Here is a 15,930-nt window from a genome sequence, read left to right as displayed (position 1 = left end):
CTTGTGTCATCCTGACCAGTAAGCATCCTACCTACTGAATCGAATCCATCCGATTGTTCCCTTCACAGTCCTTGTCGATACACCTTCCTGATGTACCTGTCTCATCCTGAGACTGCCAAAATCCGTGGCCTGTTCCTGTTCCGTTCCGTCAGTTCCTTCCGACGCGGTACAGATTACTCGATTCAGGATTCTGCGCAACGAACGGAGATCACACTTTGCATGTCAATTAAAGTAACAACGCAGTAATTAAACCTATCAGATTGAATGATAAAGATTAATTTATTTCCCATGAGAATTAACAGCAATGAAATAAACGTAATCTCCCACATCCTTGTGAGATATCTCTTACAAGAAGCAAGGACGATATCCCAAGGCATGCCATTATCTTGCTGCTTGGCAGAAAACTATTTGCTTATTTCACTAACATTGCAGCACCAAAAACACCTGCGCTGTCCCCTAAAATCGGTTTCACAACAGGGGTTTTTAACACGGAATTAAATAAGTGCGGCATTATCGCCTGCCTGCCCTCATCGTATAACTTATCGATATTGCCAACACCACCGCCGACGATAATCACATCAGGATCCAGAATATTAATCACCTGTGCAACTGCAAGGCCAAAATAATGAATTAATCGCTCCTCCACATACCTTGCATCAACATCGCCCTGCTGAGCCCGTCGCATAATCTCGCTCAAAGATAAGTGCTCGCTGGTTCTGGCATGATAAACCTGCTCCAAACCTGGCCCGGATATCACGGTTTCGAGGCAGCCGTATTTTCCGCAATAACAGGCTCGTCCTTCCGGCTCGATAACATTATGTCCCCACTCACCGGCTATGCCGTGCAAGCCATTAATAACTTTGCCGTTAACGACAATCCCAGCTCCCACACCAGTACCCATGATGATACCAAAAACAACGTTAGCATCAGGGCTCACTTGCTGAACCACACCTAATTGTGTTTCTGCAAGCACAAGGCAGTTCGCATCGTTAGCCAGCCTGACTTTCACATTCAATAACAGAGCCAGGTCAGCATCCAGAGGCTGACCATTTAACGCCGTGGAATTACAGTTTTTCATTACGCCTGTAGCAGGATCCAACGCACCCGGCGTACCAAAACCCATCGCATTCGGGTAACAGCCAAGCTGCTCCGCACAGCTATCCACCAGCAACTTTATTCGTTGCAGAAGATGTGCATAGCCTTTCTCAGCCTGACTGGGAATGCGCTCGCGAAGTACGCAGCGATCATCTGAGCGTGCCATCACCACGCACTCCACTTTTGTGCCTCCCAGATCTATGCCCCAATAATACTGATCCATTAAAAATCGTCCTTTTCCACGCCTGAGATAAAATCGACCATAATTAGAATACCCCTTCCATGACCTGATGACTGCAGGAGGTTGGTACTATGTTTTTGAAAGAAGCGAAAACCGGGGATCTGGTTGATGTGGTAGACATGGCCTCACTCACCAACCCCTTTAAACGCCATGTCACTGTACAGTTTCAATCCGGTGAAGATCTGGCTGATCCTGTCTCGATGGACAAACAGCACCTGGCTTTCCCGTCAGGTGAAGGGTTGCCCGAGTGCTGGATGAACGGGTATTACCGATTACAGCAACGCTAAAGGCTGCTGCGCTCCCCGGAATACAAAGTCACAGCTGACACACGCTGAGCGATCTGAGTGGTAAGCCGATTTACTGCTTCCGACAAGGCATCCACCTGTGCACTGTACCCCGGCTCTTTTAAAGGAACCTGAAAACTGAATGGCTGCACAGTTTTCAGGTCTCCGCTTTGTCCTGTCAAAATCCATTCACCACTGAAATACGCCGAACCGCTGAAATGGCCATTAAAGGCGTTTACCCTGACTTGCAGTTTAGGCACATTGGCCGTTTTTATCGCTGCCGATAACTCTGTCGGCCAGTAGCGTGACTGCTTCAGACGCAGATCACCGTTAATGCGCCGCGTGAGCTGGCGGGTAATATCTTCTGCCCACAGATTTTGCTGCGCCTGAACCACAGCCGTGTGACTAGTTTGATAAACTAGCCCTGTACCCGTCAAATGCAGCGCCATCTCAACCGGTGATATCACTAATATTGGCTGTTGTGTGACTAACGCCGGCACCGATTGCTCAGGCGACTGAGGCAATAAATACGTCGTGATGTCCGATTCTTCGGGCTGACTGCTGCAACCTGTCAATACCAACCCAGCCAGCCAAACGGCAGACAGTAAACAGTGACGAAATTTCATTATTCTACTCCTGCTGCGGGTATCGGATCTTTACCTTTACTGTCTGAAAAAATCAGCGAGTTAGGTTTGTCGTTCACTTGTCTTAGTACCGGTTGCAACTCTTTCATCACCTGCTCAAACCGTATCAGCACCTGTTCGAGATTCCGGTAAGTAGCACCGTCAGAACCGTAACTGTTTAACGTCGCCTGAATCTGAGCCAGGCTGTTTCGCAGTTCCGCTGGTATGGCTTTTGTATCCTGCTGTGCAAGCAACACATTCACACTTTTTGCAGCCTGCTCGGCGGCTTTCAAAGTACGCTCTGTCGCGGCCAGCGTCTGATTCAGCCCCTTCAGAGTGCTTTCCACGGGTAAGTTATTTAGCTTATCGAGTAACAAAGCGACCTGCTTCTGAATCTCTGCAAACCCGCCGGCTTTGGTGGGAAAAACATCATATTCCTGGTAGGTCAGCAGCCTGGGATCCGGCTCTTCCGGGTAAAACTCGACATCCACCATTAGTTGCCCGGTTAAGAAATTAGCGGTTTTCAATGAAGCACGTAAGCCTTCCCGAAACTGATGACTGAGATCTTCTTGTAATGCCTGCAGGTTTTCAGTCCCTACATACTCCTGCACTCGCGCGAGTTCTAATCTGGCAAGTACCGGAATTTGCTGATTGGAAAAGCCGCGAGTTTGGTTGGGCAAGCGTAAGGGCACTTTAGACACAGTACCAATGCGGATCCCGCGGTATTCAATTGGCGCCCCTTCACTCAAACCACGTACCGATTCATCGAACAGCAACACATATTCCAGGTACTGATCATAATAACGCTCCCGCACTTCATTCTGATTGTTGTAAAGCCGGAACCGGCTGAGCTGTTTGGTGATAAGTTCGCCAGGATCGGCGCCTTGCTGAATATTAAAACTCACGCCCCCAGTGATGAGAGATTCCACCGAACCGATTTTGAGATTAAAGCCCTCTGCCGACATGTTCAGCTCCACACCGGATGTTAACCAGAATCGGGTGCGCTTTCGAATCAGACCGTCATAAGGTTCAAAGATAAATAGCTGATAATTCGCTTTTTTAGACTGAGTATCAAAGCTGACCTGCTCCACCCGACCGACAGTAAACCCTTCGTAAAGAACAGGATCACCAACGCTTAGCTTTCCTGCCTCATTATGGGTCAGGATCAGACGTAAGCCTTTCGCATCCAACGGTGCTACCGGAGGAATATCCAGGACAGTAAATGTTCGCTGTTCATCACTCTTCACACCGGGCTGCAATTCAATATACGCACCGGATAATAAGGTTTCTAACCCGGAGATCCCTTCCTTACCGATACGTGGTTTCACCACCCAAAACCGCGTGTCGGTTCTCAACATTCTGGCGGCGTCTTTGTCCATCTGGGCGGTCGCTAAAATTGAATTGTAATCATCACTGAGTTTTACATTGGTAATAACACCCACTTTGACATTCAAAGCTTTGATTTCAGTTTTACCCACTTCGAGACCTTCTGCGGTATTGAGCTTAAGTGTTACTTCAGGGCCCTTACTGGCCAGAAACTGTATCAGCATCCAAAAGCCAATCAATACAGCAACAATCGGGACCAGCCAGATCAGTGATAGCTGTCGAATCTGACTGACTTCAGCTTTTGGCGGCGTTTGATCGCTCATGAATGGGGTTCCTTATGAATAATGGTCGTACTCGCACCTTGTTCCGGCTTGGTGGACTGAACTGTTTTTTCTCCTGGCAGCAGGTTTTGCCAGAAAACACGCGGGTCAAATACCATCGCCGCTAACATGGTTAGTATGACAACCGAGGCAAAAGACAGCGCTGCCGGTCCAGGATAAATCGCCATCAAATTCTGTAACTGCACCAAAGCAACAAGAAGCGCCACAACAAAAATATCAATCATCGACCACCGGCCGATAAACTCAGCCATCCTGTATAGCTTTAAACGCCGTATGGCTTTTCTTTCTTCATCGTCAATGTTTCGCGCTGCCGCAAAAAAGAGCCATCCAAGAGCAAAGATCTTCGCCAAAGGGATCACCACGCTGGCGATAAAGATCACCATGGCGATGGGATAGGACCCGTGATGCCAGAGCAGCACAACCCCACCAATAATGGTTGAGCCTTCTGATTTACCCAAACTTACCGTGTACATCATCGGATACAGATTTGCCGGGAATAAAAAGACAGCCGAAGCCAGCAATAACGCCCAGGCATATTGCAGGTTTTTAGCCGGGTGATAAGGGTGCAGCTTCCCGCCACAGCGAATACACCTTTGCTGGTGCCCATCAGCAACAGGGTTTAGCTGCGCGCATGTATGGCAGGAGATATGGTTATGAGAATGGTGGCTGTCGCCAGCTTTTACATCCGGCAATGGCACCATAGGGGCAAACTGCAGCCAGAGCCAGGTTCTGTCAACCATGGCAACACATTTCACAACCAGCATGGTATAAAGGCAAAATGCCCAGAATGACATGCCCAGTCCGACATCAGCCAGCGCAGCAATTTTGATCAGGCTGACCAGAATGCCTATCAGGAAAACATCCACCATCAGCCAGGGTTCGATACGAAGAGTCAGCCGGCACAAGCTTTTGACTCTGTGGCTGACACTGTCGCTATCAATCTTTCCATGTTCTGTACTTACCCAATAGAGGTATAAAACAGAGGTGATATAACAAGCCGGTAAAATAACAACAGTCATTAACAATAATAAACCTAATAAACTGTTCTCGAACTGAGCGAGCATCTGAGCAGAATGCATCAGGGTAATTTCTTGCTGAATACCTTGCACACTGAAGGACATAAAAGGAAAACTCACACTCAGTACCAGCATTACCAGGCAAGCGGTACCATAGGCAAATGTCCGCTGCTGAGGATGTTTGATGGTTTTCATCAGCAAATGCCCGCAACGCGGACAACATGCACGCTGCCCCTGTTCTAACGCTGGCAGTGCAACCACCAAGCCGCATTCCTCACACCCAGTTATCCCTGCAGTTTGCTGCTCGTGATGCATGCCGTCCTTACCTCTTTGGGTAGTCATAAAACCAGTATAGATAGGGACGCTTTAAATGAGGGTATTTCTTAAGAGATAAAGCGTTCAAATACAGAGAGATGAATCTTGCAGACGAGTATTGTTGGGACAGGCACTTTAGCCTGCTGTCCTGGGCAGACACCAATGATTCAGACGAGTAAATAACGCTGCGTTTCAACCATAAAAAAACCAGTGGCATGCCACTGGTTTTTGCAATGTCGATACTGTTATCAAACGATTAATTTGGGTTTGAAAACTCAATCGGCAGTGTTTGCTTCACATAATCACCAGGCGCTGGACCTATGGGCGGGAAGCTTTCATTACCGATATCACGGCCAGATACCTGCTCTTCAGAATTAAAGCCATTCAACCAGGTATTCCAGTGTTGCCACCATGATCCGTCGTGGTGGGTCGCCCCCGCTAACCAGGCTTCGGGATCAGATTCAGCTTTATCGTTGGTATAAAAACCATACTTGTTTTTGTCAGGATGATTAATAATACCTGCAATATGACCGGACTCACCCAGCACGAACACTGAATCACCCTTCAGTACTTTCGAGCCGCGATAAGTGCCCTGCCACAGAGCAATATGATCTTCCTGAGTAGAGATAAAGTAAGTCGGTACTTTGATCTTCGACAAATCAATATACACGCCACCTACTTTATACCCTTTAGGATCCATCAGTTTATTTTCCAGATAGAACTGACGTAACAGTGTACTGTGACACGCTTTCGCCACATTGGTGCTATCACCATTCCAGAACAGCAGATCAAAATCGATTGGGCTGTTACCTTTCAGGTAATTGTTGACGTAATAGTTCCAGTACAAGCTGTTTTCACGCAGCAGACTAAAGGTCACACTCAGTGAGCGACCGTCCATATAGCCTTTCAGCTCATTCTGGGCTTCAATGGCCGAAATGATCGGATCATTGATATAAGCGCCAATTTCACCCGGCTGAGAGAAATCGAGGATTGTGGTAAAGAAAGTGGCAGACTTCACACGGTTACGCATACGTTTCGCAGAGCTGTACGCTAGCGCTGACGCCAACAATGTACCGCCAATACAATAGCCTACGGTATGAATTTGATTTTCACCGCTAACACTTTCGACAACGTCCAATGCTTTTAGCGCACCTTCCAATACATAGGTATCGAAATCCACATCCTGCATTGTCGCATCAGGATTACGCCATGAAATCATAAAGACAGTATGTCCCTGCTCCACCAGCCAGCGAGCCATAGAGTTCTTTTCTCGCAGATCCATGATGTAATATTTGTTGATAAACGGCGGAACAATCAGTACAGGGGTCGCATTCACGGTTTCTGTCAGCGGTTTATACTGAATAAGTTCAAACAAGTCATTTTTGAAAATGACTTGTCCTGGCGTGTTGGCAATATTATCGCCCACCTGGAATGCATCGCCATTTGTCATACGAATTTTCAGTACATCCGCACTGGACTGCATGTCTTCATGCAGCAGTTCCATCCCTTTAATCAGATTCTGACCATTGGTTTCAACCGTCAGTTTTGCCAGCTCAGGGTTGGTGGTAATAAAGTTGGTCGGCGATAGTGCGTTAATAGCCTGACGCGAAAAGAAGTTCAAACGTTCTTTCGCTTTATCGTCTAGACCTTCAATAGAATCAATGGTCTCTTTCATCTTATTGCTGAACAGCAAATAAGATTGCTTGATGCAGTTGTAAAAAGCTTCGTTTTGCCAGGCAGGATCGATAAATCGTTTATCATCATGCGCCGGAGTAACAACATCCTGATTGTCACCAGACATAGTGACGTTTTGCAAAATCTTCATTTGGCTTTCAAACCAATCCATCTGAATTTTTGCAATAACAGCAGGCTGCGCAGATGCATTTTCCAGCCAAGCCGTTGTGTCTTCCAGATTCAATTCACTCAGCGCTTTATTGAGCGGAGTATTAATGGCTGCCTTGCCGGAATCAAACTCCTTCCACCACGCTTGGTTCATTTCCTGGAGTTTAGCAAAGTAGTCCGTGAAAAAATTCGGGTTCATCGCAATGACCTCTGCTTTTGGACTAAAAATGCCGTCCGCAAGACGGGACGGCATTAAGACAGGAAAAGAACTTAAGCGGGTGTAACTTGCTTTACATTCTCTGCTACCAGCTCTTCCACTTCAGTTTTGAAGCCTTGAGCCAGTGCTGAAAACTTGTTGCTGTCATCAACCAGTTGTTTAGACAGGTTAGTCAGGTTTTCCAGCTGTTGGCTTTGGAAAGAAGTCAGTGACTGCAGATCCTTGATTTCACTGATTGCTTTGAGCTGAGACAGACCCAAATCGCTGTAAGCACGTACCGCTGCCAGTTGAAGCTCAGTCAGCTCTTCCACGTTCTTAGTGAACAGCTTGTTGAATTTCACATAAGGTGCCAGAGATTTTTCAGTTTGCTCAGAGAAAGATTTAAACATTTCCGTATACATAATATGTTTCCTTAATTTAAGTGCTATTTTCAGCGCCAGTGAATACTGACGCCAGTTAGTTAACGAGTCGTTTAGACACTTTTCAGTACGATAGCTGTACCCATACCGCCACCGACGCACAGTGTGGCAAGGCCATACTCTGTTCCACGGCGGCGCATCTCGTGCAGCAGACTGACAATAATACGGTTACCCGATGCACCCAGAGGGTGACCCAAGGCAATCGCACCACCATTAACATTGCTACGTTCGGCCAAATCTTCGACCTTGGTATTCAAGTTGTCAGCCAGCTCATGCAACACGCCCAATGCCTGACCGGCAAAGGCTTCGTTAAACTCAAACAGACCCACTGAATCAATGTTTAAATCGGCTTTCTCCAGGGCTTTCATTACCGCAGGTACAGGGCCAAGACCCATGACTTCTGGGGCAACACCCGCTTGCGCATAACTTTCGATTTCTGCCAGCGGTGTTAAGCCATATTTTTCTACGGCGGCAGCAGAAGCCACAATGATTGCACTCGCACCATCATTGAGACCGGATGCATTTCCTGCGGTTACTGAACCTTCAGGTTTGAATGCCGGGCGCAGTTTCTGCAAGCCTTCCAATGTTGCATCGGCTTTCGGATACTCATCTGTATCAACCGTTTTCGTCTCACGACGCACTTTCACTCCAACAGAAACGATTTCTTCTGCAAATTTGCCCTGTTCAATAGCAACGACCGCTTTTTGCTGGCTTGCCAGCGCAAAGTTGTCCTGTTGTTCACGGGTCAGACCCACTTTTTCAACGACATTTTCAGCCGTCACACCCATGTGATACTGATTAAACACATCGGTCAGACCGTCGTTAATCAGTAAATCAGTCAGTTGCATATTGCCCATTTTCTGTCCATCACGGATGGAAGCAGGTACGGTAAACGGAATCTGCGACATGTTTTCTGCACCAGCAGCCACCACCAACTCAGCATCACCGGCTTTAATGTGTGCAGCAGCGTCCATTACCGCCTTCATGCCACTACCACAGACCATGTTCAGGCTGTAGGCCGGAACCTGAACTGGAATACCTGCAAAAATTGCCGCCTGTCGTCCTGGTCCCATGCCCTGGCCTGCACCCACTACGTTACCTAAAATCAATTCGTCGATTTTAGCGGGGTCAACATTTGCCTGAGCGATGGCGCCTTTGATAGCAACAGCAGCGAGTTGCGCTGGCGAGACTGATTTCAGTGCGCCATTAAAGCTGCCGATTGGAGTACGTTTGGCTGCAACAATATAAACTTTGGTCATGTGTCGAGTATCCTTACTACTAAATTAGTGCATGTATAAGCCGCCATTTACCGAGAGGGTCTCTCCGGTAATATAGGCTGCAGCATCACTGGCCAGGAAGTTCACTGATGCTGATACTTCATTGGGTTGCGCCAGACGCTTCATTGGGATTTCAGCTTTAATCGCGTCCAGCACTTCTGGCTTAATTGCTTCAACCATAGGTGTACCCGTGTAACCTGGTGCAATCGCATTAACAGTAACACCGTAACGTGCTCCTTCTGCAGCCAGTGCTTTGGTGAAACCAATCATGCCAGCCTTAGCCGCCGAATAGTTTGCCTGGCCGAACTGCCCTTTCAGGCCGTTAACAGAGGAAATATTGATGATTCTGCCAAATCCGTTATCACACATTGAAGCAAACAAAGGATGAGTAACGTTAAACAGGCTATCCAGATTAGTGGACATCACCTCTTTCCATTGCTGGACGGTCATACGCTTAAACGTACTATCACGGGTAATCCCTGCATTGTTAACCAGCACATCAATCTTACCCTCTTCTTTTAAAAGAGTAGTCAGTGCCTCTTCACAATATGCAGCATCCGTAACATCCAGAGGGAATAAGCGAACTTGAGAATCGGAGTAGTTACTTTCAGCGAACCACTCTTTGGCTTTCTCTTCACCTGTTGGGAAATATGTGGCAATAACACGATAACCTGCATCTACTAAACCCTGAGTAATTGCAGAACCAATACCACCTTTAGCGCCAGTTACTAATGCTACCTTTGTCATTTACCAGACTCCTTTCCATCCGTTGCCAATACAAAAAACGCATCTCATTGATGGTTGATTTTGTATTTTTTCTGAAGAGAACCTACTGCTGTACATCTGAACCAGACTTGTTCCCTGCACCACGATTACGCAGCGTATCCACTCCACAAGTCACTTGTGTGAAGTTTCCATTGCACAATCATTATAAGAACATAAGCACATATATATATCAACACAGGGAATTCATGATATTCATAAAATCCCTATACGGAATCAACTCAATTGAAATTAATCGATTACATAATAAGTTCGATTTGTTAACGGAATATTTCAATGCATAAGAAATGCCAAGTTTACAAAATGCTATGAATCAAGCCGTTTCACGCTTCAGGATTAATTCTTTTGCCGTAAAATTCGATTCATCGCACTTTATTAGTGCAAGGTTGCACCAGTTATAAGCTGGTACATAAATAAGTGTTGAGAACGTGATTTTTAATGGGCAGGCAAAGAAATGCAGCATTAGTGCAACAAAAAAAACACATCTGACCTCACGATAAACAGTTTTAAGTAATTCATTATTTTTCCCTGTTTTTCATTTTTTATCAGATTAGTGACAAAAATCACCTTGTAATGTAAAAAAGTGAAATAACATTTATCATTTGCTTGATATTTACTGTGAACTTCACTGGCGGAACAAAGTCGAATACCAATAACGTCATTCTTTTTAATACGTTATTGGCGTATACAACACGCCTCATAGTGTGCAGGACAAACAGTCGCTCCAAGGGATAAAAACACATGCTTGCAAAGACCTTCCAACAACTCGATCAATACTTACAACAACAGGTCATTGGCCAGGCCGAAATGGTGCAACAATTACTCATTGCACTATTAGCAGACGGACATATCCTCGTAGAAGGCCCTCCGGGGCTGGCCAAAACACGCGCAGTCAAAACTCTTGCCGAATGCATTGAAGGCGATTTTCACCGTATCCAGTTCACGCCGGATCTCCTGCCCGCAGACTTAACGGGGACCGATATTTTCCGCCCCGAAACCGGCGAATTCGTGTTCCAGCCCGGCCCAATCTTTAACTCGCTGTTACTGGCCGATGAGATAAACCGCGCGCCTGCAAAAGTTCAGGCCGCGATGCTTGAAGCAATGGCAGAAAAGCAGATCACCGCAGGCAGGAATACCTATCCTCTGCCAGCATTATTTCTGGTGATGGCGACACAAAACCCCATTGAGCAGGAAGGGACTTATCCGTTACCCGAAGCCCAGCTGGACCGTTTTTTACTGCAACTGAACGTTGATTATCCAAATGCCGACAGTGAGCTTGCTATTTTACGGCTGAACCGCGGCGAAGCACTGGAAGACAACATCCCCAAGTCTTCTGAAGCCGTGCAAATCAGTCAGGCTGATATCTTCAGTGCCCGCAAGGAAGTACTGCAGATCCATATGGCAGAAGACATTGAACACTATATTATCCGCCTCATCATGGCGACACGCGAACCAAAGCGTTACAGCGATGAACTGGCAGCCTGGCTGCAATTGGGGGTCAGTCCAAGGGCAACGCTGGCGCTTGACCGCTGCGCACGGGCATACGCCTGGTTAAATGGTCGGGATTTTGTTACGCCGGACGATGTGCAGCGCATGGCTTATCCCGTGCTGAGACACAGGTTACTGCTCAGCTATGAAGCACAGGCTGAAGGCATCACCCCAGACAGCATAATTCATTCACTGATTCAGCAGGTAACCAGTGCATGATAAAAGCAACGGCGAAAACACCCCCTCTGCTGCCACCACACAGTAACGGGTATGAATTGTGCCTTGCCGAGCTGTTACAGTACAAAAATCAGTCCGTTAAGTGGCTCCCTCCAGCTCGCAGCGTGTGGTCTCAACTCAATGGACAACATCAAAGCCGGCAAAAAGGCCGGGGCATGAATTTCACTGAAGTGCGCCCCTATCAGGCCGGTGATGACATTCGTGCGATAGACTGGCGTGTCACAGCCCGGACAGGAAAAACCCATACCAAATTGTTCAGCGAAGAACGCGAACAGCCTGTGATGTTACTGATTGATTTCAGTCAGAGTATGCGCTTTGGCAGCCAGCTGTTGCTGAAATCGGTACAGGCTGCTCACTTTGCCAGCCTGCTTAGCTGGCTGGCCGTGCAGCAGCAGGATCGCATTGGTGCACTGGTGTACAACGGATACAGGTTAAGTGAGTGCAAACCGACGGCTCGTCAGCAAGGTCCGCTGGCGGTTATCAATGCCATGATCAACATGCATCAGAGCGACTCGAAAGCCTCTGAGGATAACGGGCTGACATTTTCTGATGTGCTGCGCCACATGCACCACCTATGCCCTAAAGGCAGTGAAATTGTCATTCTGAGTGATTTCTATGCTTTACAGACCAGTGATAAAAAGCGGCTCAGTCAGTTAAGAAGCCATAACAGAGTGCAGTTTGTGCACCTGTTTGATCCTCTTGAGCTGGGTGACACGGGTTTTCGCGGCGGTGAATTCGTCACTGACAGCCAGCAGTCGGCCTGGATTAATTTTGGGGCCCAGCGAACCCGGGAGCAAATGGCGCAGCAATTTTCCCGTCACCTGCAGAACCTGACAGAGCTGGCTTCATCACTGGCAATACCTCTGCATGCTGTTTCTGCTGGTATTCCGTTATTGAAACAAATCGGGAGCACTCAAGCGCTTCACCCGGCGTCTGAGCCTTCTGTACAGAACAAGATGTAACTTTTATGGCACAAACACATACGCATCCATTGCAGCTGGCCGATCTCCATTTGCCAGCTTTGCCGGATCCCTGGCCTCTGGCCTGGGGATGGTGGGCAAGTGCTTTGCTTGTCATTATCCTGCTTGCCCTGTTGTATTTGGTCGTGAATCAGCTCAAGGCCAGACGCGGGTTAAAGGCTGGTAAAAAACAAGCATTAAGACAACTCAAACACGCTCAATCGGTGTCAGAATTGAACACCTTGCTCAAACAGGCCGCACTTACCTACTTTCCCCGTGAGCAGGTGGCGGGGCTGAGTGGCCATCAATGGATGACATTTTTAGATCATCAGTTACCCGAACAACACCGGGGATTTGTGTTGCTGAATGATGCATGGACACAGGCTCTTTATGCCCCAGAAACCAGAGATGACATTCGTGATGCCTGCCGGCATCAGGCTGAGATCTGGTTAAGGCACGCCCTTCCGCCCCGTATCCCTCAACATACCCCAGCGATGAAAGGGGATGCAGCAAAAGGGGACAGGCATGTTTGAATTTGTATGGTGGTGGGCGTTCGTATTGCTCCCGCTGCCCTGGTTTATCTACCGCTTTACCAGGCCGGTTCAACCCGAGGCAGTCATCACATTGCCGGTACTGCCGGAAAATCTGGTCAAAAAGCCGGTTCGACGCTGGCAAGGCATTCTGGCTCTGCTGTGCTGGGTAAGTTTGCTAGGGGCGCTCGCCAGGCCAGTCTGGTTTGGTGATCCCGTTCAGATACAGCCTGAACACAGAGACATGTTACTGGCTGTCGATTTATCCGGTTCAATGTCAATTGAAGATATGGTTGATGGTCAGGGTAACACTGTCGATCGCCTTACTGCGGTAAAACAGGTGGTAACCGACTTCATCGGCAAGCGCCAGGGCGACAGGCTGGGTTTGGTACTGTTCGCCAATCATGCCTACCTGCAAACACCATTGACCTTCGATCTGAACACGGTAAAGCAGCAATTAGCCAGAACTGTGCTCGGACTGATCGGGCAAAGCACCGCCATTGGTGAAGGGCTGGGCATCGCAGCAAAAAGCTTTATCAACAGTGACGCCGAGCAACGTGTGATTATCCTGCTCAGTGACGGAGCCAATACTTCCGGGGTGATCAATCCGATGGAAGCGGCAAAGCTGGCCGCTGAGAACAAGGTCAGAATTTACACAGTCGGCATAGGTGCCGATGAAATGGTACAGCGCAGTTTCTTTGGTGATCGTATGGTAAACCCCTCGCAGGATTTGGACGAGCATGCGCTTACCCAAATCGCAGCCCTCACAGAGGGTCAGTATTTCAGGGCAAGGAATCCGCAGGAATTAGCCAGCATTTACCAGTCAATCAACGATCTGGAGCCGGTATCAACCGCTCAGCAAACCTGGCGGCCAAGAGAGGAGCTGTTTCGTTTTCCGCTGGCAGTGGCACTGCTCTTCAGCGTCCTGCTGGCAATCCGTTGGAGGCGATATGGCTGATTTTACTTTCTTACATCCCTCTTGGTTACTCGCATTGATTCCGCTAGCTGTCCTCTTGCCCTGGTTGGCTCAACGCCGTGCACAGTCCGGGCTGATTGCTGCGCACCTTCAACCCGACAATAAACCCTCCTCTCAGCGAGTCCGCGTGCTATCGCTTCTGCTCCTCAGCATCGGATGGATACTGGCGGTGATTGCGATGGCCGGCCCCAGCTGGCAAAAACAAATGTTGCCCGCCTCTAACCTGAGCGGCGCCAGAGTGATTATCATGGATATGTCGAACTCCATGTACGCGACCGATCTGCCCCCTAACCGTCTGACTCAGGCCCGCTATAAAGCCATGGACCTTCTGCCCTACTGGCAGGAAGGCAGCACAGGCCTGATAGCCTATGCCGGAGATGGCTACATCATCAGCCCGCTGACCGCAGACAGTACGACATTGACTCACCTGATACCGGGATTATCCCCTGCTATTTTGCCTATTCAGGGTAGTAACGCTGCCGCAGGCGTGAAAGCCGCCATCGATCTGCTCAGACAAGCCGGGCACCCTCAGGGGGATCTGATCTTGATCACCGACGGACTCAGTGAGAAAGAAGCTATGCAAACTGACCAGTTGCTGCAAGACAATCAATACCGCTTGTCCATTCTGGCTGTCGCTACCCCGCAAGGTGCACCAGTCACTATGCCGGACGGCCGGCTGTTACAAGACAATCAAGGCAACACGGTTTTGAGCAAAATGCATCCCCGGCGGCTCGAAACACTGGCAGCCAGCCATGGTGGCATCATGGTGAGATGGCGGGGTAATGATCAGGATATTCTGGCTCTTATTGAGGCTACGACTCATCTCACAGCGCAGTCTGAACAAGCGCAAAACAAGACCATTGAGGAAAAACTCAATGGTGGATTCTGGCTGTTGATTCCGCTGATCCTGCTCTTTTTGCCCGCCTGCCGCAAAGGCATCGCATTTTCCTGTTTACTGATCGTTTTCCTGCCGGTTGAGAAAAGCGTTGCGTCTCCCTGGCTAAATCAGGATCAAGACGCTTATCAACACTATCAGCAACAGGAATATCAGGCAGCGGCGGATCTGTTCCAGTCACCCGCCTGGCAAGGAGCGGCCAAATATCAGGCGGGCGATTATGAAGGCGCCATCGAATCCCTGTCAGGTTTAACTGACCCGTCCTCTCGTTACAACCTGGCCAATGCGTACGCACAAGCTGGCCAGCTGGACAAGGCCCGCGATATCTATCAGGACTTGCTGAACGCAGATCCGGATAACACAGATGCAAAAACCAATCTGGATATCGTCGAGCAGCAGCTCAGCCAGCAACAAGCGAACCAGCAGAGTCAGCAAGGTCAGCAAGGTCAGCAAGGTCAGCAAGGTCAGCAAGGCCAAGGATCGCCGTCCGGGCAACAAGCTGGCAACTCATCCCGAGATAGCAATGTACAGTCTGCTTCAGGGCAGCAGCCATCCAGCCAGCAAAATAGTCAAACCAGCCAGTCTGGTAACGCCAGTCAGTCTGACCAGACAGCTTCTGCGTCTGCTGGCGATGCGCAGCAAGAAAGGCAATCACGGCAAGATGAACAAAGCCAGCCTGCATCGGGTCATAATAATGACAGTGCCGGAGAAGTATCCCCTCCTTCGGCTGACAGTCAGCAGCCATCACAAGCGGGACATCCAGTTCAGGCCGGTTCAGATCCTAACCCAGCCAATTCCGCTGGCAATGCAGCTCAGTCGCGCATTGAGCCCACTGGCGAACAAGCCAATGCAAACGCTGAGAAAAGCGAGCAGCCAATAACCGGTAATAATAAAGACGTTGACGATGAAGACAGTGGCGGTGAAACCAGTGGCCTGAGTGCAAGCCATCCGACATTAAAAAAACTGGAGCAGATACCAGACAGCACCCGGGAACTGCTCAGGGCTCAGATCATTCTCCAGGCAAGAGAAAAGCCAGCCCCGGATGCACCTGAAAATCGTTGGTAGC

At 48.7% G+C, this 15,930-nt stretch carries 14 protein-coding genes; 6 read left to right on the top strand and 8 right to left on the bottom strand.

The features are described 5' to 3' along the window. Positions 1–412: 412 nt before the first annotated feature. On the bottom strand, positions 413–1,318 hold the full coding sequence (locus L6J37_RS12915; protein WP_237795382.1) for an ROK family protein: 906 nt from the start codon (positions 1,316–1,318) through the stop codon (positions 413–415). Positions 1,319–1,407: 89 nt separating this feature from the next. Here L6J37_RS12915 and L6J37_RS12910 point away from each other — a divergent pair, with 89 nt between their 5' ends. Continuing rightward, entirely contained in the window at positions 1,408–1,623 is a 216-nt protein-coding gene (locus tag L6J37_RS12910; RefSeq protein ID WP_120512904.1) for an acetyltransferase, read from the top strand. On the opposite strand, the gene L6J37_RS12905 is transcribed toward L6J37_RS12910, so the two are convergent. The 7 genes from L6J37_RS12905 to L6J37_RS12875 form a co-directional block, all read right to left on the bottom strand. Beyond that, positions 1,620–2,246, bottom strand: a complete 627-nt coding sequence (locus tag L6J37_RS12905) for a PqiC family protein (RefSeq protein ID WP_237795381.1) — start codon at positions 2,244–2,246, stop codon at positions 1,620–1,622. The genes L6J37_RS12910 and L6J37_RS12905 overlap by 4 nt on opposite strands. Continuing rightward, a complete protein-coding gene (gene pqiB / locus L6J37_RS12900) occupies positions 2,246–3,892 on the bottom strand; it encodes an intermembrane transport protein PqiB (RefSeq protein ID WP_192016834.1) in 1,647 nt (548 codons plus the stop codon). The genes L6J37_RS12905 and pqiB overlap by 1 nt, the downstream gene beginning before the upstream one ends. Continuing rightward, the gene (locus L6J37_RS12895; RefSeq protein ID WP_192016926.1) at positions 3,889–5,241 is read right to left on the bottom strand and encodes a paraquat-inducible protein A; all 1,353 of its coding nucleotides are present in this window, start codon (positions 5,239–5,241) and stop codon (positions 3,889–3,891) included. Before L6J37_RS12895 ends, pqiB begins: the two co-directional genes overlap by 4 nt. A 256-nt stretch (positions 5,242–5,497) precedes the next feature. Continuing rightward, complete coding sequence (phaC, locus tag L6J37_RS12890) at positions 5,498–7,282, bottom strand: class I poly(R)-hydroxyalkanoic acid synthase (RefSeq protein ID WP_237795380.1); 1,785 nt, start codon at positions 7,280–7,282, stop codon at positions 5,498–5,500. Between the two features lie 71 nt (positions 7,283–7,353). Further along, complete coding sequence (locus L6J37_RS12885; RefSeq protein WP_046220227.1) at positions 7,354–7,701, bottom strand: phasin family protein; 348 nt, start codon at positions 7,699–7,701, stop codon at positions 7,354–7,356. Between the two features lie 71 nt (positions 7,702–7,772). After that, the gene (locus L6J37_RS12880) at positions 7,773–8,978 is read right to left on the bottom strand and encodes an acetyl-CoA C-acetyltransferase (protein WP_218385355.1); all 1,206 of its coding nucleotides are present in this window, start codon (positions 8,976–8,978) and stop codon (positions 7,773–7,775) included. 24 nt (positions 8,979–9,002) lie between these two features. Then, positions 9,003–9,743: an SDR family oxidoreductase gene (locus L6J37_RS12875; protein ID WP_218385353.1), complete on the bottom strand. Its 741-nt coding sequence runs from the start codon at positions 9,741–9,743 to the stop codon at positions 9,003–9,005. Positions 9,744–10,520: 777 nt separating this feature from the next. On the opposite strand from L6J37_RS12875, the gene L6J37_RS12870 reads away from it, so the two are divergent. The 5 genes from L6J37_RS12870 to L6J37_RS12850 are packed head-to-tail and all read left to right on the top strand — an operon-like array spanning position 10,521 to position 15,929. Next, positions 10,521–11,486 (top strand): AAA family ATPase, encoded by a 966-nt coding sequence (locus tag L6J37_RS12870; RefSeq protein ID WP_218385351.1) that lies wholly within the window; start codon positions 10,521–10,523, stop codon positions 11,484–11,486. Further along, complete coding sequence (locus L6J37_RS12865) at positions 11,483–12,466, top strand: DUF58 domain-containing protein (protein ID WP_237795379.1); 984 nt, start codon at positions 11,483–11,485, stop codon at positions 12,464–12,466. Before L6J37_RS12870 ends, L6J37_RS12865 begins: the two co-directional genes overlap by 4 nt. 5 nt (positions 12,467–12,471) lie before the next feature. Further along, positions 12,472–12,996, top strand: a complete 525-nt coding sequence (locus L6J37_RS12860; RefSeq protein ID WP_237795377.1) for a DUF4381 domain-containing protein — start codon at positions 12,472–12,474, stop codon at positions 12,994–12,996. Beyond that, positions 12,989–13,951 (top strand): vWA domain-containing protein, encoded by a 963-nt coding sequence (locus L6J37_RS12855; protein WP_237795375.1) that lies wholly within the window; start codon positions 12,989–12,991, stop codon positions 13,949–13,951. Before L6J37_RS12860 ends, L6J37_RS12855 begins: the two co-directional genes overlap by 8 nt. Further along, positions 13,944–15,929, top strand: coding sequence for a vWA domain-containing protein (locus tag L6J37_RS12850; RefSeq protein WP_237795374.1), 1,986 nt, complete (start codon positions 13,944–13,946; stop codon positions 15,927–15,929). The genes L6J37_RS12855 and L6J37_RS12850 overlap by 8 nt, the downstream gene beginning before the upstream one ends. Position 15,930 lies beyond the last annotated feature (1 nt).

Origin of the sequence: Photobacterium sp. WH77, assembly GCF_022014395.1 — a bacterium.
Lineage (GTDB): Bacteria > Pseudomonadota > Gammaproteobacteria > Enterobacterales > Vibrionaceae > Photobacterium > Photobacterium arenosum.
This window is presented reverse-complemented; position numbering and strand designations above follow the sequence as displayed.

What these genes read in the sequence shown, in the direction of transcription:
- L6J37_RS12915 (WP_237795382.1), bottom strand. Translation starts at nt 1,318, where the DNA reads ATGGATCAGTATTATTGGGGCATAGATCTGGGAGGCACAAAAGTGGAG.
- L6J37_RS12910 (WP_120512904.1), top strand. Translation starts at nt 1,408, where the DNA reads ATGTTTTTGAAAGAAGCGAAAACCGGGGATCTGGTTGATGTGGTAGAC.
- L6J37_RS12905 (WP_237795381.1), bottom strand. Translation starts at nt 2,246, where the DNA reads ATGAAATTTCGTCACTGTTTACTGTCTGCCGTTTGGCTGGCTGGGTTG.
- pqiB (WP_192016834.1), bottom strand. Translation starts at nt 3,892, where the DNA reads ATGAGCGATCAAACGCCGCCAAAAGCTGAAGTCAGTCAGATTCGACAG.
- L6J37_RS12895 (WP_192016926.1), bottom strand. Translation starts at nt 5,241, where the DNA reads ATGCATCACGAGCAGCAAACTGCAGGGATAACTGGGTGTGAGGAATGC.
- phaC (WP_237795380.1), bottom strand. Translation starts at nt 7,282, where the DNA reads ATGAACCCGAATTTTTTCACGGACTACTTTGCTAAACTCCAGGAAATG.
- L6J37_RS12885 (WP_046220227.1), bottom strand. Translation starts at nt 7,701, where the DNA reads ATGTATACGGAAATGTTTAAATCTTTCTCTGAGCAAACTGAAAAATCT.
- L6J37_RS12880 (WP_218385355.1), bottom strand. Translation starts at nt 8,978, where the DNA reads ATGACCAAAGTTTATATTGTTGCAGCCAAACGTACTCCAATCGGCAGC.
- L6J37_RS12875 (WP_218385353.1), bottom strand. Translation starts at nt 9,743, where the DNA reads ATGACAAAGGTAGCATTAGTAACTGGCGCTAAAGGTGGTATTGGTTCT.
- L6J37_RS12870 (WP_218385351.1), top strand. Translation starts at nt 10,521, where the DNA reads ATGCTTGCAAAGACCTTCCAACAACTCGATCAATACTTACAACAACAG.
- L6J37_RS12865 (WP_237795379.1), top strand. Translation starts at nt 11,483, where the DNA reads ATGATAAAAGCAACGGCGAAAACACCCCCTCTGCTGCCACCACACAGT.
- L6J37_RS12860 (WP_237795377.1), top strand. Translation starts at nt 12,472, where the DNA reads ATGGCACAAACACATACGCATCCATTGCAGCTGGCCGATCTCCATTTG.
- L6J37_RS12855 (WP_237795375.1), top strand. Translation starts at nt 12,989, where the DNA reads ATGTTTGAATTTGTATGGTGGTGGGCGTTCGTATTGCTCCCGCTGCCC.
- L6J37_RS12850 (WP_237795374.1), top strand. Translation starts at nt 13,944, where the DNA reads ATGGCTGATTTTACTTTCTTACATCCCTCTTGGTTACTCGCATTGATT.